Origin of the sequence: Butyricicoccus sp. AF18-9LB, assembly GCF_027684505.1 — a bacterium.
Taxonomy (GTDB): domain Bacteria; phylum Bacillota; class Clostridia; order Oscillospirales; family Butyricicoccaceae; genus Agathobaculum; species Agathobaculum butyriciproducens.
On record NZ_JAQCWA010000005.1, the window covers coordinates 82935 to 103559 of the forward strand.

At 54.6% G+C, this 20625-nt stretch carries 22 protein-coding genes, 4 tRNA genes and 1 pseudogene; 17 read left to right on the plus strand and 10 right to left on the minus strand.

What is annotated here, in order from left to right; genetic code table 11:
- Positions 1-2: 2 nt before the first annotated feature.
- From queC to PGY33_RS05015, 3 genes are read right to left on the minus strand one after another with little or no spacing between them, the layout of a single operon-like run.
- Positions 3-689: a 7-cyano-7-deazaguanine synthase QueC gene (gene queC / locus PGY33_RS05005; protein WP_116704889.1), complete on the minus strand. Its 687-nt coding sequence runs from the start codon at positions 687-689 to the stop codon at positions 3-5.
- The gene (gene queF, locus PGY33_RS05010; protein ID WP_118285179.1) at positions 686-1183 is read right to left on the minus strand and encodes a preQ(1) synthase; all 498 of its coding nucleotides are present in this window, start codon (positions 1181-1183) and stop codon (positions 686-688) included. The genes queC and queF overlap by 4 nt, the downstream gene beginning before the upstream one ends.
- Positions 1184-1201: 18 nt before the next feature.
- Positions 1202-1702: a QueT transporter family protein gene (locus PGY33_RS05015; protein ID WP_199667405.1), complete on the minus strand. Its 501-nt coding sequence runs from the start codon at positions 1700-1702 to the stop codon at positions 1202-1204.
- 426 nt (positions 1703-2128) lie between these two features.
- On the opposite strand from PGY33_RS05015, the gene PGY33_RS05020 reads away from it, so the two are divergent.
- The gene (locus tag PGY33_RS05020; protein ID WP_118479645.1) at positions 2129-2872 is read left to right on the plus strand and encodes a sporulation initiation factor Spo0A C-terminal domain-containing protein; all 744 of its coding nucleotides are present in this window, start codon (positions 2129-2131) and stop codon (positions 2870-2872) included.
- A gap of 127 nt (positions 2873-2999) precedes the next feature.
- On the opposite strand, the pseudogene PGY33_RS14460 reads toward PGY33_RS05020, so the two are convergent.
- A pseudogene (locus tag PGY33_RS14460) lies at positions 3000-3479 on the minus strand (dipicolinate synthase subunit A N-terminal domain-containing protein); the annotation flags it as partial.
- Positions 3403-4602, minus strand: a complete 1200-nt coding sequence (locus tag PGY33_RS05030) for a M24 family metallopeptidase (protein WP_270477624.1) — start codon at positions 4600-4602, stop codon at positions 3403-3405. The gene PGY33_RS05030 and the pseudogene PGY33_RS14460, both read right to left, overlap by 77 nt.
- 161 nt (positions 4603-4763) lie before the next feature.
- On the opposite strand from PGY33_RS05030, the gene cls reads away from it, so the two are divergent.
- Genes cls through PGY33_RS05045 form a run of 3 tightly spaced genes read left to right on the plus strand, consistent with a single transcriptional unit; the run spans position 4764 to position 7528 of the window.
- Positions 4764-6293, plus strand: a complete 1530-nt coding sequence (cls, locus tag PGY33_RS05035) for a cardiolipin synthase (RefSeq protein WP_270477625.1) — start codon at positions 4764-4766, stop codon at positions 6291-6293.
- 18 nt (positions 6294-6311) lie between these two features.
- Complete coding sequence (locus PGY33_RS05040; RefSeq protein WP_270477627.1) at positions 6312-7076, plus strand: threonine/serine exporter family protein; 765 nt, start codon at positions 6312-6314, stop codon at positions 7074-7076.
- Entirely contained in the window at positions 7073-7528 is a 456-nt protein-coding gene (locus PGY33_RS05045) for a threonine/serine exporter family protein (protein WP_118285173.1), read from the plus strand. Before PGY33_RS05040 ends, PGY33_RS05045 begins: the two co-directional genes overlap by 4 nt.
- 72 nt (positions 7529-7600) lie before the next feature.
- On the opposite strand, the gene PGY33_RS05050 is transcribed toward PGY33_RS05045, so the two are convergent.
- On the minus strand, positions 7601-7921 hold the full coding sequence (locus tag PGY33_RS05050) for a permease prefix domain 1-containing protein (protein WP_116704895.1): 321 nt from the start codon (positions 7919-7921) through the stop codon (positions 7601-7603).
- Positions 7908-8243, minus strand: a complete 336-nt coding sequence (locus PGY33_RS05055) for a PadR family transcriptional regulator (protein ID WP_118479655.1) — start codon at positions 8241-8243, stop codon at positions 7908-7910. The genes PGY33_RS05050 and PGY33_RS05055 overlap by 14 nt, the downstream gene beginning before the upstream one ends.
- 178 nt (positions 8244-8421) lie before the next feature.
- On the opposite strand from PGY33_RS05055, the gene PGY33_RS05060 reads away from it, so the two are divergent.
- The 7 genes from PGY33_RS05060 to PGY33_RS05090 all read left to right on the plus strand — a co-directional run bounded on the left by PGY33_RS05060 (position 8422) and on the right by PGY33_RS05090 (position 13817).
- Positions 8422-8913 (plus strand): COG2426 family protein, encoded by a 492-nt coding sequence (locus tag PGY33_RS05060; RefSeq protein WP_227109541.1) that lies wholly within the window; start codon positions 8422-8424, stop codon positions 8911-8913.
- Between the two features lie 120 nt (positions 8914-9033).
- Positions 9034-9120 (plus strand) — tRNA-Leu (locus tag PGY33_RS05065).
- Positions 9121-9165: 45 nt separating this feature from the next.
- A tRNA-Pro gene (locus PGY33_RS05070) sits at positions 9166-9241 on the plus strand.
- A 79-nt stretch (positions 9242-9320) separates the two neighbouring features.
- Positions 9321-9806 carry a cyclic pyranopterin monophosphate synthase MoaC gene (moaC, locus tag PGY33_RS05075; protein ID WP_118479657.1) on the plus strand — a complete coding sequence of 162 codons (486 nt, stop codon included), beginning with the start codon at positions 9321-9323 and terminating at the stop codon, positions 9804-9806.
- Positions 9803-10738 (plus strand): XdhC family protein, encoded by a 936-nt coding sequence (locus PGY33_RS05080; protein WP_118479659.1) that lies wholly within the window; start codon positions 9803-9805, stop codon positions 10736-10738. Before moaC ends, PGY33_RS05080 begins: the two co-directional genes overlap by 4 nt.
- A 105-nt stretch (positions 10739-10843) precedes the next feature.
- Entirely contained in the window at positions 10844-11665 is an 822-nt protein-coding gene (locus tag PGY33_RS05085; RefSeq protein ID WP_118479661.1) for a substrate-binding periplasmic protein, read from the plus strand.
- Positions 11652-13817 (plus strand): ATP-binding response regulator, encoded by a 2166-nt coding sequence (locus PGY33_RS05090; protein WP_118479663.1) that lies wholly within the window; start codon positions 11652-11654, stop codon positions 13815-13817. The genes PGY33_RS05085 and PGY33_RS05090 overlap by 14 nt, the downstream gene beginning before the upstream one ends.
- Positions 13818-14190: 373 nt before the next feature.
- On the opposite strand, the gene PGY33_RS05095 is transcribed toward PGY33_RS05090, so the two are convergent.
- Complete coding sequence (locus PGY33_RS05095; protein WP_270417362.1) at positions 14191-14676, minus strand: RNA polymerase sigma factor; 486 nt, start codon at positions 14674-14676, stop codon at positions 14191-14193.
- Between the two features lie 234 nt (positions 14677-14910).
- On the opposite strand from PGY33_RS05095, the gene PGY33_RS05100 reads away from it, so the two are divergent.
- The 3 genes from PGY33_RS05100 (at position 14911) to PGY33_RS05110 (ending at position 17711) form a co-directional block, all read left to right on the plus strand.
- On the plus strand, positions 14911-15618 hold the full coding sequence (locus tag PGY33_RS05100) for a LytR/AlgR family response regulator transcription factor (RefSeq protein ID WP_118479667.1): 708 nt from the start codon (positions 14911-14913) through the stop codon (positions 15616-15618).
- Positions 15615-16919 carry a sensor histidine kinase gene (locus PGY33_RS05105; protein ID WP_118479669.1) on the plus strand — a complete coding sequence of 435 codons (1305 nt, stop codon included), beginning with the start codon at positions 15615-15617 and terminating at the stop codon, positions 16917-16919. Before PGY33_RS05100 ends, PGY33_RS05105 begins: the two co-directional genes overlap by 4 nt.
- A 192-nt stretch (positions 16920-17111) precedes the next feature.
- A complete protein-coding gene (locus PGY33_RS05110) occupies positions 17112-17711 on the plus strand; it encodes a hypothetical protein (protein ID WP_118479671.1) in 600 nt (199 codons plus the stop codon).
- 244 nt (positions 17712-17955) lie between these two features.
- Here PGY33_RS05110 and PGY33_RS05115 read toward each other — a convergent pair.
- Positions 17956-18041, minus strand: a tRNA-Leu gene (locus PGY33_RS05115).
- A 22-nt stretch (positions 18042-18063) separates the two neighbouring features.
- Positions 18064-18148 (minus strand) — tRNA-Leu (locus tag PGY33_RS05120).
- A gap of 202 nt (positions 18149-18350) precedes the next feature.
- Between PGY33_RS05120 and PGY33_RS05125 the strand changes: the two genes are divergently transcribed.
- From PGY33_RS05125 to PGY33_RS05135, 3 genes are read left to right on the plus strand one after another with little or no spacing between them, the layout of a single operon-like run.
- Positions 18351-19220: a DMT family transporter gene (locus PGY33_RS05125; protein ID WP_256372134.1), complete on the plus strand. Its 870-nt coding sequence runs from the start codon at positions 18351-18353 to the stop codon at positions 19218-19220.
- 1 nt (position 19221) lies between these two features.
- On the plus strand, positions 19222-19737 hold the full coding sequence (locus PGY33_RS05130; RefSeq protein WP_118479675.1) for a M48 family metallopeptidase: 516 nt from the start codon (positions 19222-19224) through the stop codon (positions 19735-19737).
- Positions 19738-19758: 21 nt separating this feature from the next.
- Positions 19759-20622, plus strand: coding sequence for a Cof-type HAD-IIB family hydrolase (locus tag PGY33_RS05135; protein WP_158575114.1), 864 nt, complete (start codon positions 19759-19761; stop codon positions 20620-20622).
- Positions 20623-20625 lie beyond the last annotated feature (3 nt).

Genomic DNA, 20625 nt, shown 5'->3' on the forward strand with positions numbered 1-20625 from the left:
TTTTACCTCATTGCGGGGTCGGTCACACCGTTGGCCTCGAACGCGCGGATGCGGTCCAGGCAGGTGCCGCACTTGCCGCACGGCTTGTCGCCGCCCTCGTAGCAGCTCCACGTCAGCTGATAGGGAACCTGCAGCCGCAGACCTTCGGCAACGATCTGCGCCTTGTTCCAACGCACGAACGGAGCCTCGATGCGGACATCACCGCCCGAGCCGAGTACGATGGAGTGGTTCATTGCATTTACAAAATCCTCACTGCAGTCGGGATAGGCATTGCCGGCGGCATCGTCGTGATGCGCACCGTAGTAAATCACGCTGCAGTTCTTGGACAGCGCAACGCTGGCCGCTGCCGACAGGAACAGACCGTTGCGGAACGGCACATAGGTCGTAACCGGCTTGCCGCCGCGCTGCGCCAGCTGCTCGGCGTAGGATTCCTCGGGGATGTCCTCGGTCGAGTGGGAAAGCAGCGAGCAGTCGCTGTACGCGAACACCGGCGTCAGGTCGAGAGACGTGCCCTCGATGCCATAGTATTCGAGAACCGCCTTTGCAGCCTGGATCTCCTTAACGTGCTTCTGACCGTAGTAAATGGACAGCGCACACACATTCTCCTTGCCGTGCTTCTCGATGGCAAGCGCAAGACAGGTCGTGCTGTCCACGCCGCCGCTGCACAGGACCATTGCCTTTTCGCTCATCGGTTGTCCACCTTCTCCGGGTACAGATCGTGGTGGGTGAGACGCTCGAATGCAACCTCCTCCCAGCGGGTGCCGGGCTTGCCGTAGTTGCAGTACGGGTCGATCGAGATGCCGCCGCGCGGCGTAAATTTGCCCCAGACCTCAATGTACTTCGGGTCCATCAGGCGGATGAGGTCCTTCATAATGATGTTTACGCAGTCCTCATGGAAATCGCCGTGGTTGCGGAAGCTGAACAGATACAGCTTGAGCGATTTGCTCTCTACCATGCGCTCGCCGGGCACATAGGAGATATAGATAGTAGCAAAGTCCGGCTGGCCGGTCATCGGGCACAGGCTGGTGAACTCCGGGCAGTTGAACTTGACAAAATAGTCATTGTCCGGATGCTTGTTCGGGAAAGTCTCTAGCATTTCGGGCGCATAGTCCGAGGGATACTTGTTCTTCTGGCTGCCCAGCAGAGTGACGCCGTTCAGTTCTTCTTTATTTCTTCCGGTCATGGTTGCATTCTCCTTACATTAACTAGCCTTAGTTGCCTTGGGATACAGTGCACGCTGCAGTACGTTCACCAGAACGACACCGCAGACCGCAGGTACGGACTGACCGATGCACAGGCTGGTGGCGAGTACAGAATACGGAACGTGCAGCAGATAGCTCAGATAGCTCGGTACGCCGAGACCGGGCACAAGGATGATCGGGAGGATCATCAGCCAGCGGCTCCAGCCCTTGCGGCGGATGAGCACGATGATCGCGGTAACGATGATACCGACGAAGCAGCCTCCGAACCAGTCCAGCAGACCGAGTCCGCCGAACAGAAAGTTGGCAATGAAATTAGCGAAACCAAGCGGCAAAACCAGGAACGGAAACAGGTAAGCGAGCGCATACAGAGCCGTCGCAATGCGGATCTGGTACGCACCGAAAGAGAAGCTCTGCGTAAAGTACAGCACAACAACGTAAAGTGCCATCACCATAGCAGAAACGGTCAGTTTTTGAACCTTGCTCATGTTTTCTTTTACCATATTTCGTTCACCTCCAAATAATGCACACAACAACGTTGATTGAGAAACGTAAAGTTTTTCTGTTTCGTTGTCCCTAGTTTTGTTTTACGACAGGATGGTTTCGAACTGTCATTCCATATCCGGAAGCAAAGTGCCGAACGGCACAAACGATAGTATAGCGTATTTTTACCGTTTATGCAAGTGTAAAAGTACCAAAATGCGGTTTTTGATAGAGGGATTATGCGGTTTCACAGAGAAGCGCAGAGCACCTGTCCGGTTGGGAGAAAACCGGACATTCGACAGAAAAAACGCGGACTTGTCGAAAATTGTCGATAAATATGCGGGAAAAAGCAGGGATATCCGCTTGCGCGGACGCGCTGAATATGTAAAAATAAGATGTAATCCATAAATCGGCATAAGATAGAGAAAGCCGGGGGAAAGCAGTAAATGAAGATCAAACAAGGCAAAATGCGTATTTTACTGGCGTGTGCGGACGAGTCTCTGCTGAAACAGACAAAACGGCTTATGCAGGCGAGCAATGAGCTGGAGCTTGTCGGCTGTACGTCGAACGGCACGAAGGCGTGGGAAATGATTCGACAAAAAACGCCGGATATGGTCGTGCTGGATACCGACCTGCCGTATGCGGACGGCTTTGCCGTTGCGTCATGGATGAGACAGAATAAGATGTGGGATACGAGCATTATCCTGCTCAGCTCGTTCATCGGCGGTCAGACCTATGTAGAGTGCAGTCTGCTGCACATGAACGTGCTGCTGCGTAAGCCAATCTGCGCGGATGCACTGTATGAGCGCATCAAGCTGGCGGTCACCTGTACCAGTCGGGGAGACACGGTGGAGCAGCGGCTGGCCCAGATCCTGCGTGAGCTGGGTATGCGCGAGCAGACGATCGGCTATCAGTGTGCATTGCTGACCGTGTGCCTGTATCGGGAGACCAACGGTGCCAGCATCACCAAGATCATTTATCACAGTGTCGCGCAGCAGCTGAACAGCGAAGGCAGTAATGTGGAGCGCAATATGCGCTACGCCGTTCGCCGCGCATGGGATAAGTGCGATAAAGCCGTGCTTGCCAGGTATTTCGGTGAAGCGCGTGCACAGGATAAGGAGCCGCCGAGCAACCGCGAATTCTGTGCGGCTCTCGTGGAGTATCTCCGGCAGGAAGCCTGCCGCCTGTAACCGGACAGCCTGTGCTTTTTGCAAATGCGGCAGGTACCGCGTTGCGGATCGCCAACTCCTCGCGGGATAAGTAGTCGATGAGTGTCAGTCCGTTCTGCACCGCGCGGGCGTGTACGGAAAAAGGCACGGCACCGGCCAGCGTCAGTGTTCCGGCGGGAATGGCATCGAGTACATCGCCGATTGTGTGCTGTGCATTGGCAAGCGGCGCGTTCAGACTGCCGTCCCCCGTCTGCACCGGCATAGGCAGAATGACCGCGCGTGCGTCGGCAAGGCACGCCTGCAGGTCACTTACAGCCGTGCAGCCTGCGGCGGGGCGGCGCTCGAGTGCAAACGTGCGCACGGTGTGGCCTGCTTCGTGCAGCAGCTCGGCTAAATACGCCTGACGCACGTCGCCGCCGACGACGGCGAGAGTCGTCGATTGATTCATAAGCAAAAACCTCCTTTGCGCCATTCTATGCCGGATGCAAAAGAGGAGTGAAAAGAGAACATCCGCTCTTTGTACAAACAGAGAGCGGATATTTTTGTATAGATTACTGATTGAGTACCTCGAACAGCGTGTCGCATGCGCCGGTGAGCGACTGCGCAGGACTGTCTGTGGTGATCTCATAGGTGTTTTCGCAGCCGATGAGGCCGACACCCGGAATCGCGATCTTCGGCTCAACGGCAAGCGTCATGCCGGACTCGAGCGGAGCCGAGAAGCCTTTGGCGAGAACCGGTGTTTCGTCCATTGTCAGACCGATGGAGTGGCCGAGGAACTTGCAGCCGTTCATAAAGCCTTCGCGGAACGCAGGATCGACGAGAGAGAGGATCTTCTCGTAAATCTCAGCCGGAACGGCACCGGCGCGCAGGAGAGATGCAGTTTCGTTCTCCAGCGCAATGCACTGCTCGCGTGCCGCGCGGATCACGCCGCTCTGCGGATGCTTGTCCAGCTCGCCGTAGTAGAACGTAATACTCTTATCGGTATGGTAGCCGCGCCAGCCGCACGGAATGTCCAGCAGGACGGTGTCGCCTTCGTGCAGCGTGCGCTCGGACGAGCCGATGGACTTCATTGCGGTCGAGGTGCCGATACAGCCGGAGGGGCTGTCCAGTGCGGTGGGACGCAGGCTGTTTTCACTGAAGCTGGCAATACCGAGCACGTCCTCGGCTGCCGGCTGATTGTAGCGCGAGATACCCATGCCGCCGCGGTCCACGATGGCGGTGCAGATCTCGCTGCACAGGCGTGCTTCGCTGACGCCTTCGCGCAGGAACGCCGGAGCAAGTTCCTCGATGACATAGCGGTGCAGTCTGCCGGATTCGCGCATGCAGTCAAGCTCATACGCGCTCTTGACCGAGCGCAGACCGCTCAGAACGCCGTCCATCGGCTTGGGTGCAAACGGCAGATGCTTGTTCAGCATGGAGAGCTTTTGCAGCGTCATGGTCTTTGCGGCAACGTAGACGGTCTCCGGAATATCCGGATAGACCTCCTTGATGCCGCGGAAGCTGCCCATCGGACGGATGTCTGCAAAGGCGGATTCGTCCTTTGCAACATCAAACGAGCGGCGGACGAACAGTGTAGCCTGATCGGGTGTCACGACAAGTGCGCCATCCTGCATTGTGCCGGTGAAGTAGTACATGTCGAGCGTGTTGTCGAGCAGAAGCATGGACCACGCAGGGTCCTTCTCGGTCATGGCACAGCGCAGACGGTCGAGCCGCGTGTTCAGTTCGGCGGCGGGCACGGAAATATGGGGCATGGATGATCCTCCTGTATGATTAACGGTGGTTTACAAAAATGTTACTTTTAGTGTAGCACATATTTAACCGGAGAGCAACGCAGACGCGTTGACTTTTTATACCTTGTGCGATATGATTATAGTCTATGGAAGGACTGCGCTATGCAGGGAAGGGAGCGATTATGATGCGCAGAAAAGTAGGCAAGCTGCTGGGCGACCGACGCGTTGTCGGCGGATTCCTGCTGCTGATTCAGCTTGCAATCGTTATGTTCGGCGTAAGCTGGGCAAGTACGGAATATCACTGGCTGACACCGGCACTGACCGTGCTGAGCGTTATCATTGTCATCTGGCTGGTGCGTAAGTACGACAACCCGATGTACAAGATCACATGGATACTGGTTATTGTGCTGCTGCCGCTGTTCGGCGGCTTGTTTTATCTGTTCTGGGGCAATACGCCGCTCAATCGGGCGCGTACCCAGCATCAGTACGAGCCGAAACCGCCGGATTTCACTGATTATATGCGCACGCCTGCTACAAAGGAGCTGATCGAGCAGCATCCGCGTCATGCAGCACGCGCCCGCTATATCGAGACGCTGGACGGTATGCCGGTGTGGACCAACACGGAGACGAAATATTTCCGTATTGGTGAGGAAATGTTCGACTCCATGTGCAAGGAGCTGCGCCGCGCACAGAAGTTCATCTTTCTGGAGTATTTCATCATCGAAGAAGGCATAATGTGGGATACGATCCTTGATATCCTGCGGGAGAAGGCGGCCGCCGGACTGGATGTGCGCGTGCTGTACGACGACGTTGGTTCGATCTGCACGCTGCCGAAAAACTACGACCGCTATCTGATGAGCCTCGGCATTCACGCGGTGCGCTTTAACCGCTTTATCCCGACGCTGAACACCTATCTCAACTACCGCAACCATCGCAAGATGACGATTATTGACGGCAATGTCGGTTATATGGGCGGTATCAATCTGGCGGATGAGTATATCAACAAAAAGGTGCGTTTCGGCTACTGGAAGGACACCGGCATCATGCTGCGAGGTGAGGGAACAGCCAATATGACCGCCCTGTTCCTGCAGATGTGGGAGTATGTCACCGGCGAGGATATGCCGCCGCTCGAAAACTATCTGCCGACCGCCAAGCTGCCGGCAGACGGCTATGTGCAGCCGTTTGCGGATTCACCGCTCGACGACATCAATATCGGTGAATCTACCTACCTGCAGATCATCCATAACGCGCGAAAGTACGTCTATATCACCACGCCGTATCTTGTACTGGACAACGAGATGATTACGGCGCTGACCATTGCGGCGCAGTCCGGCGTGGACGTGCGCATCCTGACGCCGGGCATCCCGGATAAAAAGCTGGTGTACATGATCACACGTTCGTATTATCAGCAGCTGCACCGAGCGGGTGTGAAGATTTATGAGTACCGACCGGGCTTTCTGCACGCGAAAACCATCGTGTCCGACGATGATACGGCGGTGGTCGGTACGATCAACATGGATTTCCGCTCGTTCTTCCTGCACTTTGAGTGCGCGACCTGCTTCTACAACAGCTCGGTCGTTGCTGCCGTTAAGCAGGACATTATGGAGACCATCAATGTCAGCCGCCGGATTGATGACGAATGGCTGCGCCGTGTGCCGTGGATTCGGTCGATCATGGCAAGCGTGCTGCGTCTGTTCGCGCCGCTGCTGTAATGAGAGGAGCGTGGTTTGATGGATCGACCGGAGCAGACACTTTCCGCTGTGCTGGATGCGGGAGAGCTGCTGCTGACCTCGGGTGCTGAGGCAGCTCGCGTAGAGGACACCATGCGTCGTCTGGCACGCGCCTACGGTTTTGTACGAGCGGATGTGCTGACCATCACGGCCAGCATGGCAGTAACGGTACGGACGGCAGACGGTCAGGTGATTACGCAGACACGCCGCATCCTGCGGCGCGGAACCGATATGCGCTGCATTGAGGCGGTCAACGAGCTGTCGCGCAAGGTATGTGTGAATCCTATCCCGCCGGAGGAATTACACGCACGTCTGGAAGCCATCCGCACCGCACCGGATAAGCTGCGATGCCGGCTGCCGCTGGCGTATCTGATCACGTCAGGCTCGTTCGCTGTGTTCTTCGGCGGCACCTGGAGAGACGGCATAGCCGCCATGCTGTGCAGCGTGCTGCTGTATGTCATCGGCGTGCTCGGTGATCGGATTTCGCTGCAGCCGCTCGTGCTGACCATGGTCAGCTCGGCGGCGATGTGCGCGGCAGCGGCTCTCACGGTAAAAACCGGCATGGGACAGAATCTGGATTATATCATTATCGGCAACATCATGCTGCTGATTCCGGGCATTCCGTTCGTCAACTCCATGCGCGATATTTTCGTGGGCGACACCATCACCGGACTGCTCAGCGCATTTGAAGCGGTTTTGCGAGCGCTTGCCATCGCGGCAGGCTGCGCACTCGTGCTCATGCAGACTGGGGGCGGTGCCGTATGACGGGTGAAATCCTTCTGCAGATTGTCATGGCGATGATCGGTGCGCTCGGCTTCGGACTGCTGTTTCATATTTACGGCAGTCGCCTGATCACGATCATGCTGGGTGCTGCGGTAAACTGGGGTGTGTATCTGCTGGCGATGCAGTGGTATGATAACCGCGTGACCGCGTTTTTTGTCTCTACACTGGCAACGGCCGCACTGGCCGAGGTGCTCGCGCGGTTGCTCAAAGCGCCTGTCATCACGCTGCTCGTGCCTATGCTGGTGCCGCTGATTCCGGGCGGCGACCTGTATTACACGACGCTTGCGCTCGTGCAGGGCGACACGGATGGCTTTGCTCGATACGGTACGCTGTTCATCGAGGAGGCGGGCGCGATGGCGTTTGGCGTCATCCTTGTGGCGTGCTTGGTGCAGACTCTCGGCAAGCTGTGGCTGCTGCACAGCGCAAGAAAATAAAGGCAACACCGCTATGCGGTATTGCCTAAAGAAAGCGTTCTGTAAATCTCATACAGAACGCTTTTGTGCTGCTTACAGCAGGTGAATTGTCAGATATAACGCACAGAGCAGAATCGCGATCCACACAGTGGCGAAAATCACATTGTACACTACCCGTGCAAGCGGCAGACGTGCCTGCCGCAGAGCCTTTCCCAGTACATCCGGGTCACCGAGTGCGCGCAGCACCTGACGCACAGCCTGCTCCTGTGTGAGACTGCCGCGGCAGCGCAGCTCCTCCGCGCGGCTGAGAATATGGTCGGTCAGCTCCCGCCGAACGCGGGCACGGTAAGGCGGCCACAGGAGATGCCGGCACACGCGGTGCAGGTACGGCACAATCAGCTTATTTGGTGACACAGGCGCCACCTCCGATTGGCTTGCGGCAGGTTTTCCACTGTTCCCGGCAGCAGGTGAGCGTTTTCACGCCCTGACGGGTCAGCCGGTAAAAACGGTGCGTGCCGTCCTCGGTCTGCCGTTCACAGGAGCGGACATCGCCGCGTGCCTCAAGTCCGTGCAGCAGGGGATACAGGCGGCTTTCACGGATGGCAAACGCGCAGTCTGAGCGGCATTCCACCTCATGCAGCAGATGAAAACCGGTCTTGTCCGCCTCCTCAAGCAGAGAAAGCACAAGCAGAGCTGCGCTGTCGTAAAAGGCAGCGTCTTTTTGTCCTCGCGGCATGGAGATCCCCTCCTTTATATATCCAGTATAACCGTTCGCAAGAGGTGCGTCAAATTATTTTACACAGATTTTACGATTGCAGCGCTTGCGTTTGTATGCGGAATAGGGTATCATTAACAAGTATATCTGTGTGAGTATTCGCTGTTTACCATAGAACACTTGTCAGGAGGAAAAAATCGTGTTTTCATCGTTATTCAACTGGCTGATGGGCGCAGGCCGTGAACTGGCGGTTGTGCTCATCTCCATGGTTCCGCTGGTGGAATTGCGCGGTGCGGTCCCGCTGGGCGCAGTCGCAGGCGTGCCGGCGATCGAGCTGATCCCGCTGGCTGTGATCGGCAATATGATCCCGATCCCGTTTTTGCTGTTCTTCGGCGAAAAGCTGCTGGACTGGGTGTGCTCGCTCGGCCCGCTTTCCGGCTTTGCCACCAAGTACCGCGAAAAGCTGCTCGGAAAGACCGGTCAGGTCACCAGATATGAACGGCTGGGTCTGTTCCTTTTTGTGGCGATTCCGCTGCCGGGCACCGGAGCATGGTCGGGTGCATTGATTGCAACGCTGCTCAAAATGCCGAAAACCAAGGCGCTGACTTCGATTCTGTGCGGCGTAATTGTTGCAGGCTTCATTATGCTGCTCGGTTCTCAGGGTGTAATTGGCGTTGCACATTTGTTTTAACAGATAACAGCCATTCCCACGGGAATGGCTGTTATCTTTTGCGGCAGTGAAAGAAAAATACCCTTTTCGAAAAATTCCTCTTGCCAACCGGTGCGATTTACGATATAATAACCATGTTATGCCGGTGTGATGGAATTGGTAGACGTAGTGGACTCAAAATCCACCGCTGGCGACAGCGTACCGGTTCGAGTCCGGTCACCGGCACCATCAAGCGCCTCGGTTCCTCGGAATACGGGGCGCTCACAATACTATCCGGGTGTAGCGCAGTTGGTAGCGCGCCTGCTTTGGGAGCAGGATGCCGCAGGTTCGAATCCTGTCACTCGGACCAGATGAAACACCGCTTAAACGTCGTTTTGAGCGGTGTTTTTTGTGTTTGCGGAACAAAATAAGTTTTCGGGAGGAACAACATGAAACTGACCCATTTGGATGAAAACGGTGCAGCGCACATGGTCAACATCGGCGCGAAGCCGGTCACGCAGCGCGAAGCGGTGGCGCAGTCCGTGCTGACCATGCAGCCGGAGACGCTGCGCATGATCCTTGACGGCACAGTGCCCAAGGGCGATGTGTTCGCGTGCGCGCGTATCGCGGGCATTATGGCGGCCAAGCGGACGGCAGAGCTGATCCCGATGTGCCATCCGATCCCGATCGAGAGCGTGGACATCGCCATTGAGGCTGTCTCGGAGACGCAGGTGCGCGTTGTCAGCACGCTGCGTTGTTCGCACAAGACCGGTATTGAGATGGAAGCACTCACGGCGGCCACTGTTGCCGCGCTGACCGTCTACGACATGTGCAAGGCGGTGGACCGCGGTATGCGTATTGATGAGACGTTGCTGCTGCACAAGACCGGCGGCAAAAGCGGCGATTATCACGCGGAAGGAGCGACGGCACGATGACTTTGCTGGAACAGCTGCAGGCTGCCGCGGAAAATGCGCGCAAGGGACTTCCGGCGGCGCTGACTATCGACGCGGACGGCGTACAGTACACGCGCAATTTCATGCCGCAGGAACGCCTGATTCTGCTCGGCGGCGGCACGATCGCGCAGCCGCTTTGCCGCTATGCGGCCGATCTCGGTTTTGAGCTGGTTGTGGCGGACGACCGGCCGTCTTTTGCCAATCATCCGCGCTTTCCGGAAGCAAAGCAGATCGTATGTGATCTGTTTCCGGCAGCAATTAAGAAAATCGGCATCCGAGAGAGCGATTACGTTGCCGTTATCACGCGCGGGCATCGTTATGACGCGGACTGCCTGCGGGAGCTTTTGCGCGGCACCATGCCGCGCTATCTCGGTATGATCGGGTCGAAGCGGCGCACGGTCGGTCTGCTGAACATGCTTGAGGAAGAAGGCTTCTCTCGGGCAGATCTCGACCGCATTCATACGCCCATCGGTCTGGACATCGGTGCGCTGACCGTCAAGGAAATTGCGATTTCTATCGTGGCAGAGCTGATCGCGGAACGCCGTCGCACGACCGATCGCCGTTCCAAGAGCAGCATTCTCACCGCAGAGGACATCGACCTGCCGCTGCTGGAAACCGCTGCACGCGGTGATATTCCCAAAACGCTCATGCTCGTGTACGAGACCAGCGGTTCCACGCCGGTAAAATCCGGCTCGTACATGGTGGTCGATGCCAACACGGCTACCGCAGGCACCATCGGCGGCGGCTGCAGTGAGAGCGCCGTTATGCGGCAGGCGTACTACTTGATTGGGACCGGCGAGCACAAGTGCGTCACCATCGACATGAGCAACGACATTGCTGCACAGGAAGGTATGGTTTGCGGCGGGCAAATGAAGGTGTTGCTGGCGGATTTGGGTACGAAAAAATCGACATAAAGTGAAAAAATTGTCGAAAAATACTGGAATAAAATGTTATACTCTCTCTGGCATTCATAGATCTAAAATGGTATAATAAGGATAAAAAGCAAAGCAGGGGAAGCCATGAGACTCAAAAGACGGATTTTCGGTGTATTTGCGGCAGCGCTGGCGGGTGTGCTGCTGTGCGGATGTACGGCTGCCGAGGATATGCAGGAGCACCAGACGAAAACACCGATAACGATCAAGGTGGGCAGTGACAACTATCCGCCGTTTAATTATACCGATGAAAACGGCAATCCGGCAGGCGTGGATGTGGATCTGGCTAAGGAATCCTTCGGACGGCTGGGGTATGCAGTATCCTTCGTCGGCATTGACTGGGAAGAAAAGAAGAAACTGGTTGAACATGGTGATATTGACTGTATCTGGGGATGTTTTTCCATTGATGGGCGCGAGAACGAATACAACTGGACTGAACCGTATATGATCAGCCGCCAGGTGGTTGCGGTCAACCGCAGCAGCGATATTTACCGGCTGAGCGATCTGGAGGGCAAGACCATTGCCGTGCAGTCCACCACCAAGCCGGAGAGCATTTTCCTCGAGCGAACGGACAGCCGCATTCCGCTCGTGCGTGAAGTATACAGTCTGGAGGATCGCGAACTGCTCTACACCTCTCTCGGCAAGGGCTATGTGGATGCGATCGCGGCGCACGAAACCGCTATTAGGCAGTATATGAAGGATTATGATGTGGATTACCGTATTCTGGACGAAAGTATTCTCACGACAGGAATTGGTGTGGCGTTTGCAAAAAACGATGCGCGTGGACTGAACGAACAGCTTTCCCGGGTTTTCGAGGAAATGCGTGCAGACGGTACGACTCGAACGATCATAGGCAGGTATCTGTCCGATCCGGACAAATATTTGGAGGTGGACTGTGCTGCAGGTTAAAAAGGGCAAAGCCACGCGCCGGTACGAACGGATTGCGGCTGCAATCGGCGCCGTGCTGGTCATATTGGTTGGCTTTCGCACGGTGCGTGCGGAGAGCGCGCAGACACGGGAACAGCTCGGCAATACGATAGACTATGTGAAGGAGCAGTGCACGACCTATACACGCTATAATGCTGCGGCTGTTACCAAAAGTCTGATGCGTATCATGGACAACGCACAGCAGGTAAACCGCAATATCGGCTATGAGGGCTCGGCTGTAGATGAAGACCGGCTTCGGTTCTATGCGCAGAAACAGCGGCTGACCGGCATTATTCTGCTGGACACAGATGGAAGAGTGCAGTGCGAGTATAACGGTGATCTGCTGAATTTTCTAACACTGCAGGAGTATATAGAGCGGAATACAGTGCTCGATGTGGTCAGGTATCCGCAGAAGACCTATGCTTCGCGGATTGACCTGCCGGACGGCTCCTATGTGGATATTTCGGCGTACGGTCGTACAGATGTGCCCGGTGTGATCGTTGTATACTATCACACCACTGCGGAGTATGCACGCAATTATACGCTGACCATACAGGGCTTGCTTGCGGGCTATAATACCAGGGACGACGGTGTGATTGTGGTGACAAACGGCGACCGCATTATCGCGTCCAACGACGAAGAACTGGCTGATACCAAGGTGGAGGACAGCCGGATTCTGCAGCAGATCAAGTCAAAACTGTCGTCCGCCGCGGTCGGACATTTCAAGTGCGATGGCAATGCCTATTTCGGTGGTCTGGACCGCAGCCGCGACTACTATATCTACGCCTATGTATCCGACCGTATGGTAGCGACTGATATGGTCAAAAATATGATGGCGGCGCTGATCATCTATCTGGTCATGCTGACCGTGATTCAAATGTTCCGCAGGCGTTCCGCGCGGGAATATCTGGCCGAGCAGGATCGGCGCGAGCGGGAATTCCGCGGGCAGCTGATGGAATCCGCCAAAAAGGCTGAGCAGGCCAACCGCGCTAAGACTGAGTTCCTGCAGCGCATGAGCCATGATATCCGCACGCCGATTAACGGCATTCGCGGTATGATCGAGATTGCGAATTATTACAAGGACGATCCGGACAAGCAGACCGAGTGCCGGAAGAAAATCTGGGATGCCTCCGGTCTGCTGCTTGAGTTGGTAAACGAGGTGCTGGACATGGGCAAGCTGGAATCCGGCGAGATCATGCTGGAGGAACGCGAGTTTGACCTCAAGGAACTGCTGGACAGTGTTGGCGTGGTGGTGGATAAGCAGGCACGGGAGCGGGGCATTACGATAATAACGGATGGCTATCCGGTTGAGCACCGCTGCCTGCTCGGCAGTCCGCTGCACCTGCGTCGGCTGCTGATGAATATCATCAGCAATGCGGTCAAGTACAACCACGCGGGGGGCGAAGTCAGGCTGGGATGCCGCGAAAAGCCGAGTGCGGATCCGGAGACTGCACAGATTGAATTCACCTGTGCGGATACCGGTATCGGCATGAGCGAGGAGTTTCAGAAGCACGTATTTGAGCCATTTGCACAGGAACGGAATTTTGCTCGATCGGAATATGGCGGTACCGGTCTGGGTATGCCGATTGCGAAAAGTCTGGCGGAGAAAATGGGCGGCACGCTGTCCTTTGTCAGCAGGCAGGGCGTAGGCACGACGTTTACGCTGTCGCTGTCGTTCCGCATCTGCCATGCACCGGAGAAGCGAAACAAGCCGAAACGTCTGCTGCAGACCAGTTCTATTGCCGGACTGCATGTGCTGGTTGCGGAAGATAACAGGATGAATATGGAGATTGCTGAGTTTGTACTCAATGTGGAAGAAGCCTCCATCATCAAGGCAGTGAATGGTGAGGAGGCGGTACGCATTTTTGCCGATTCCAGGCCCGGAGAAATTGATGCGATTTTAATGGATGTGATGATGCCGGTGATGGACGGTCTGGAAGCGACGCGGCGTATTCGCGCGATGAAGCGTCCGGATGCGAGAACCATTCCAATCATCGCCATGACAGCAAACGCTTTCGCAGAGGACCGTCAGCTTGCCTTTGCTGCGGGCATGGATATGCATATTGCAAAGCCGCTGGAAGGCTCGGAGATGGTGGAAACGCTGGAGCGGTTTGTCAAATCCTCGCGAAAATAGGAGCAGAAGCGCAAGAAGGATGATATATAAAGGAAAAGTCAGCCGAAAACGGCTGACTTGAGGCTGTCGAAAAACTCCGTTTTTCGAGCAGCCTCTCGATTGAAACCACGCTTTCAATCGAATCTTGACGAAAAGCCGCGCCCTACGGGCACAATTTTTCGTCCCTTGTATAATTCCCGAGGTACACGCCCCCGGGAATTATGAATTTGCTGTGCAAATTCTATTTTATGCGTGCTGCCGCACGAAAAGTAAAAACGATAGATTGACTTTATCGACAGACTGAAGTCAGCCGAAAACGGCTGACTTTTCCTTTATAGTGCAGTTCTGCTGCCCGTATTATACATACAGCGAAACTATTCGGCAGGATGGGAGTTCACATCAGCCTTTCCTTCGCAAGCAGGTGAGCGTAATGCTGTCTGGCGCGGCTTAAGCGCGCACGGCTGGCCTCGTGACTGATATGCAGATATTCGGCAATGTCCACACAGTTCAGATTCAGCTGATACCGCAGATACAGAATCTCCTTATCCGTGCGGGATAATTCGTTCGGCAGCAGGTCGAGCATGGAAAGGAAAATCGGTTCACAGCCAAGATCCTGAACGCTGTCCAGCGGCACCTGCACATACCGGCTCCGCCGTTTGTACTCATCAAGCGCGAGATTGGTCAGCACGGTGTGCAGCCAACCGGGCAGATTCGGGTGCTGGCGCACCTGGTCAAAATGCGTCAGCAGGATGGTAAACGCCTCGTTCGTCAGCTCCTCTGCTGTAAACGGGTTGTGTGCAATGCGGATGGCCGCATACAGCAGCCGCTTGTAATTCCGGTCGTATAATTGGGAAAACAGCTCCTTGTCCTGTGCCGTCATAGATCGTTCACCTGATTTCTATCGGGTTATGTTACGCACGATACCCGTTTTCGAGAGCAAAATCAATAGCGCGTTCCTGATTGGACACTTTGCGTTCCTGCTCTGCAGCCGGACGTCCATCAATCTGCGGTATAATAGAAGCGGAGCAGCAGGAGACAGACCGCTTTGTGAAATATTGTATGCCGTGCTGCTTTATGGTATAGTTAGTTCAGAACACAACAGGGAGGAGCACTCATGCGTATTATACTGTGCGATGACGATACCGTATTCACGCAGGTCTTTGCAAAACGTCTGCTGACCGTTTTCAAAAAATACGGAATCACACCGGAGATCGTGTTCGCGCACACGGGCGTGGAAGCCTTGCGTGAGATTACATGCAGGCCGACTGATGTGCTGTTTTTAGATATTGATATGCCCGAAAAAGACGGCTTTTCGGTCGCGGAAGAACTGTCAGCCATGCCGTCGAAGCCGATTATCATTTTCCTGTCCGGCATGGAAGATCTGGTGTATCAGTCGTTTGCGTTTCAGCCGTTCTGGTTTCTCCGCAAAACGCATCTGGAGGAACTGCCGCGGATAACCGAGAAAATGATGCAGCTTCTCAACAGTCGTCAGATTCACTACACGGTTACGATGAACGGCAGCAGCACCCGCATTCCGATCACGGAGATTGCGTATTTTGAGAGCCAGGGACATTATATCGTTGTACATTACAACGAGAAATCCCTGCGGTTCAAGGCACGCATGAGCGATATCGAAACGGCACTCAGCAAATACTTTTTCGTGCGCTGCCACGTTGGCTATCTGCTGAACTGCCGGTTTGTTCAAATCTGCAGCCGGACAAGCGTCACCTTGTCGGACGGGACGGTCCTGCCGGTCAGCCGCGCCAAAGCTGAGGAAACACAGACCGCCTTCATGGCGTATATGAGGAGTCTGCGCCCATGAATTTCTGGTTTGAAATGGCAATTAACGCCGTAGAGGTAACCCTTATTTTGAGCTTCTTAGTGCAGTATTTCGGATACCGCATGGCCTGTCCGGCGAAATATATATGGACGGCACTCTTTGGTGTGCTGTCCTTCGGCAGTGTAGCCTTTTTCTCCTGGGGGCAGCTGTATGAAGGCTATGCAAGCTCGATACAGATACTGATCAACATTGCGTTTTGCTGCATTTTGCTGCGCGGACCAATCCTGCAGAAGATATTTGTTTCTGCATTTACGATGGGCCTTGTGGCTATTATTGCAACTTTTACGGCACTGCTTGTCGCAAAATTGTCCGGAAATAATGTTGCCTTGCTGCTCAGTCGGTTTAATTCGGTTCGCATTATTTCGATTTTGATAACCAAACTGCTGTTTTTTGTAATCACGCGGATTATCCTGCGGGTGAAGGAAAACGGTCGAATCAAATGGCTGGATGTTATCCCGTTGGTAGCGATTCCAACGTTATCCATTATCACGATTACGCTGATGATGTACGCGGCGATACAGGAACCGCATATTCAAAATATTGTATTTTATGCGGTGTGTATCGTGTTGGCGTTGAATATCCTGATTTATTTCCTGTTTGTTCGATTGGGGCAGGTCAGCAAAATCCAAACCGAAATGGCGCTGCTCGCGCTGCAGAACGAATGTCTGCAGGAAAACGCCAAGGACATTGAGAACATGTATGACACGGTTCGTGCGCTGCGGCATGACCTCAAAAATCACCTGCTCTGCATTTTATCCATGGCGGAAGAACGGGATCTTACGGGAATCGAGCAGTACACAGGGCAGCTTCTGCAGCAGCAGAATACCGTCAACAAGCTGATCATGTTTTCGGGCAACAAGGTGCTTGACGCGATCATCAACAGCAAAAGCGCAGCCGCGGAACGGGCAGGTGTTCGGCTGAGCGCCATTATCACGACACCGCTGTCGGGTATTTCGCCGGAGGATATTACCATCATCCTCGGCAATGCGCTGGACAATGCGATTCGTGCTGCGAAAGGCAGTGAGCGCAAGGTGGTGGATATTCATATTCAGCCGCAGGGAGCATACAGCTCGATTGTGATTGCCAATGATATCGCACATCCGGTGCTGTCGGATAATCCGGCACTGCGTACCACGAAAAATATCCGGTATCGCCACGGCTTCGGTATTCAGAATATGCGGCAGGCGGTGGAACGTAATCAGGGACTGATTCGGTTTTACGAGCAGAACGACCGGTTCATCTGCGATATTCTGCTCCTTAACGCGCAAAGCAGGAACGAATAACGACTAAGCAGGAACAGTCGGTTGTAATTTCAGTGAAAAGCAGTTATCTTACAGATAGACCATGACAAACGCAATTTGCAGGGGGTATCTGCTTAGATAACTGCTTTTGGAGGTGATTTAGACGATTCATTGAAATTGTAGAATCGGTAAGGTATGGATAGCGGTTAGAGAACAAACAGGGAGGGTTGAATAATGAACAGATTTCGGAAAATACTGAGTACCGCGCTGGCAGGCTGCATGACGGTCTCTGCGCTGATGATGAGCGCCGGTGCGGCGAATACCGGCACGGCAGCCGCATGCGAGAAGGTCATTTACGGCAGTCAGGCGTGGACGGTGAATGGTGCGGCAGCCATTCAGCACAGCGACGGCACAGTAGAGCCGGTACCGGAGTTCTCGGCGCTGTATCCCAGGTGGACAGTACCGAAGCAGACGGCTTCGGTATCGAGTACGGCACTGGCTGAGGTGGCTGATGTCGGTTCGCATTCAATCAGCGGCTATTATCGGAATGTGTATTTGACGCAAGATGTGAAGTATAAGCCGTTTTACAGTTTTATGGGAAACGGTGAGACGGTCAGCGCGTTTGCGGTGACGATACCCGGCAGCAAATATAATCTCGGCATTTATAACGAGACAGCGCAGCAGGACGCCGGCTGGCTGCCGAATCTCTCTAAGGACGATCGTGTGCTGCTGCAGACCGAAAATGGTGTATACTGCTCGATTCGTGCAAGCGTACCGTTGAATATGCCGATTGGGTATTCGCGCATGAAGGTAGCGGAGACAGGGTGTAATTGAAAATGTGGGAAAGAGCTGAAACTTTTGGGTTTCAGCTCTTTTGGTGATGCGGAAATTGTGCTTTTGCTGCTGATCGGTAGCATATGTCCTGAAACGATATCCTGTCATCCTAAAACTCGTTAAAAAGGTGCTGAACCTGCACTAAAATCAGCACTAAAATGAAGCGCCGCGATTTTGGTAGACACTTGTGGTAGACAAAAGTATAGAAAAAGAGCTGAAATCAAAAGATTTCAGCTCTTTCACTTGGTGCGGATGGGGGGACTTGAACCCCCACGTCCTTGCGAACACTAGCACCTGAAGCTAGCGCGTCTGCCATTCCGCCACATCCGCATATTTTGTTGTTGAAAGAAGGTGGTGCGAGTGACGGGACTTGAACCCGTACGTCGATCGACACACGCCCCTCAAACGTGCCTGTCTACCAGTTCCAGCACACTCGCATTCTGTTCTCATCGAGTCGCCTCACTGTCAGCGACAAGAATTATTATATCCATGTGGACGCTAAATGTCAACACCTTTTTTCAAATTTTTTTGAAAAAATTCAAAACGCGAAAAACAGACGATTTCTCTGCCACGCGGAACAGTTTGTGTGTTACAATAGAAGCAGTCAGAAAATTCACAACAAAAAGGAGGAAGACTTCAGTGCTTTCTAAAAAAAGTAAGGCAATCGGTTTTATCATTATGTCCGCGTTCGGTTTTGCGATGATGGCGGCATTCATACGTCTGGCGGGGGATCTGCCGTTCACGCAGAAAACCTTTTTCCGCAACTTGGTCGCGGTGGCAGTGGCCGCCGTAGTGCTGTGCCGTGAAAAGGTTGGTTTTAAATGGGAAAAGGGCAACCTGCCGCTGCTCATCATACGCGCAACCTGCGGCACACTCGGCATTTTCTGCAATTACTACGCTATTGACCATCTTGTACTGGCAGATGCAAACATTCTTAATAAAATGTCGCCGTTTTTCGCTATCATCTTTTCGCTCATTCTGCTGAAGGAGCGGGCCAGTGTATTTCAGTACGCGGCGGTGCTTGCGGCATTCGGCAGCAGCATGCTGATTATCAAGCCGGGTTTTTCCTCGGCAACCTTCCCGGCAATTATCGGCCTGCTGGGCGGCATGGGTGCAGGCGCGGCCTACACCTGTGTACGCGCACTCAGCCGGAAAGGCGAAAAGAGCGCCCGCATTGTGTTCTTCTTCTCGATGTTCTCCACACTGGTATGCGTGCCGTTTATGATCACGGACTACCACCCAATGACATGGGGACAGTTCTTCTGCCTGATCGGCGCAGGTGCGTCAGCCGCTTTGGGACAGTTCGGCGTAACGCTCGCATACGCCAACGCACCGGCCAAGGAGATTTCGGTGTTCGACTACACGCAGGTCATCTTCTCGGCTGTCCTCGGCTTTTTTCTGTTCGGCCAGCTGCCGGACGGCTGGAGCGTTCTCGGTTATCTGCTGATCTGCGGCATTTCGGTCGCGGTGTTCTTCTACAACCGCAATCTGGAGCGCAAGGGACAGTGATATGATCGAATACGAGCTGGTTCGCTCCAAACGCAAGACGCTTGCCGTGCAGGTGACGCGCGAGGGGCGTGTGATCGTTCGTGCGCCGCTGCGGCTGGCAAAATACTGTATTGAACGGTTTGTCGCGGAGCATACGGACTGGATAGTCCGCGCACTTGCCGATCAGCAGTCCCGCCGTGCGGCACATCCGGAGCCGGATGAGGCCAAGCAGGCTGAGCTTATCCGCCGAGCGAAAATAGAGCTGCCGCCCAAGGTACAGCATTACGCAAAACTGATGAACCTGTACCCGGCCGGACTGAAGATCACCTCAGCGAGAACACGGTTCGGCTCGTGCAGCGGCAAAAACAGTATTTGCTTCTCATGGCGGTTGATGGACTATCCTGGACCCGCTATCGACTATGTGGTGGTGCATGAACTGGCGCACATTGCACATAAAAACCATGGACCGCAGTTCTGGGCGCTGGTGGAGCGCTATTTACCCGATTATCGTGCGCGGCGTGCCATGCTGCGCGAATGAGAACAGGAAACGAGTATGAATATGACGAATCAATACAAAATTCTGGCATTGGATTTAGATGGAACGCTGCTGGATGCGCAGAGCCGCATCACGCCGGAGAACGCCCGCGCGGTACGCATGGCGCAGCAGGCGGGCGTGCAGATCGTGCTGTGCACCGGACGCAACGTGCGCGAGGTGCGCCGCTTCAGCGAACAGCTGGAAGCCGCACCGGACTGGCTCGTCACCGCAAACGGCGCGGCAGTGCAGCATCCAGACGACAGGGAACCGGCGTTTTTCGACGGTCTGAGCACAGAAATGGTGGACATCATCCTGAACGAGTGCACTGCCATTGATACCGACCCATGCCTGTATACCACGCAGGATTTGTACTATGGACATGCTTTTCGGCATTTTCTCGAGAATCTGCAGCGGCGCGGACGGGTCGTGATGGACGAGGCCGACGAGGGTTATCACTTTGTCGGGGACAAGAATGCGTGGCGCGCTGCGCTCGCAGACGAGCCGCGCCCATTCACCAAGGCGATTCTTTATCACGATGACCCGAATGCAATCGCGCCGCTGACAGCTGCGCTCGATAAATACGGTATTTTCGAGCTTGCGCCGTCCGTCATGTATGGCGGAGAGCTGCGCAATGTCGAGGTCAACCGCGTGGGTGTGCACAAGGGACGCGGACTGGAATGGCTGGCGCATCACCTCGGCTGCACGCTGGCCAACGTCATTGCCATCGGTGACAGCGAAAACGATCTGACCATGCTGCAGATGGCGGGGCTGGGCGTTGCCATGGCAAACAGCGAGCCGTGCATCCGCGAAGCAGCGGACGTTATCACCGGAAGTAATGCGGAAAACGGCGTCGCGCAGGCGATTTACCGACATATTCTGGGGGAATGAACG

Bases quoted from the DNA above. Each gene is read 5' to 3' on its own strand.
- queC (WP_116704889.1), bottom strand. From the start codon at position 689: ATGAGCGAAAAGGCAATGGTCCTGTGCAGCGGCGGCGTGGACAGCACG.
- queF (WP_118285179.1), bottom strand. From the start codon at position 1,183: ATGACCGGAAGAAATAAAGAAGAACTGAACGGCGTCACTCTGCTGGGC.
- PGY33_RS05015 (WP_199667405.1), bottom strand. From the start codon at position 1,702: ATGGTAAAAGAAAACATGAGCAAGGTTCAAAAACTGACCGTTTCTGCT.
- PGY33_RS05020 (WP_118479645.1), top strand. From the start codon at position 2,129: ATGAAGATCAAACAAGGCAAAATGCGTATTTTACTGGCGTGTGCGGAC.
- PGY33_RS05030 (WP_270477624.1), bottom strand. From the start codon at position 4,602: ATGCCCCATATTTCCGTGCCCGCCGCCGAACTGAACACGCGGCTCGAC.
- cls (WP_270477625.1), top strand. From the start codon at position 4,764: ATGATGCGCAGAAAAGTAGGCAAGCTGCTGGGCGACCGACGCGTTGTC.
- PGY33_RS05040 (WP_270477627.1), top strand. From the start codon at position 6,312: ATGGATCGACCGGAGCAGACACTTTCCGCTGTGCTGGATGCGGGAGAG.
- PGY33_RS05045 (WP_118285173.1), top strand. From the start codon at position 7,073: ATGACGGGTGAAATCCTTCTGCAGATTGTCATGGCGATGATCGGTGCG.
- PGY33_RS05055 (WP_118479655.1), bottom strand. From the start codon at position 8,243: ATGCCGCGAGGACAAAAAGACGCTGCCTTTTACGACAGCGCAGCTCTG.
- moaC (WP_118479657.1), top strand. From the start codon at position 9,321: ATGAAACTGACCCATTTGGATGAAAACGGTGCAGCGCACATGGTCAAC.
- PGY33_RS05080 (WP_118479659.1), top strand. From the start codon at position 9,803: ATGACTTTGCTGGAACAGCTGCAGGCTGCCGCGGAAAATGCGCGCAAG.
- PGY33_RS05085 (WP_118479661.1), top strand. From the start codon at position 10,844: ATGAGACTCAAAAGACGGATTTTCGGTGTATTTGCGGCAGCGCTGGCG.
- PGY33_RS05095 (WP_270417362.1), bottom strand. From the start codon at position 14,676: ATGACGGCACAGGACAAGGAGCTGTTTTCCCAATTATACGACCGGAAT.
- PGY33_RS05100 (WP_118479667.1), top strand. From the start codon at position 14,911: ATGCGTATTATACTGTGCGATGACGATACCGTATTCACGCAGGTCTTT.
- PGY33_RS05105 (WP_118479669.1), top strand. From the start codon at position 15,615: ATGAATTTCTGGTTTGAAATGGCAATTAACGCCGTAGAGGTAACCCTT.
- PGY33_RS05110 (WP_118479671.1), top strand. From the start codon at position 17,112: ATGAACAGATTTCGGAAAATACTGAGTACCGCGCTGGCAGGCTGCATG.
- PGY33_RS05130 (WP_118479675.1), top strand. From the start codon at position 19,222: ATGATCGAATACGAGCTGGTTCGCTCCAAACGCAAGACGCTTGCCGTG.
- PGY33_RS05135 (WP_158575114.1), top strand. From the start codon at position 19,759: ATGACGAATCAATACAAAATTCTGGCATTGGATTTAGATGGAACGCTG.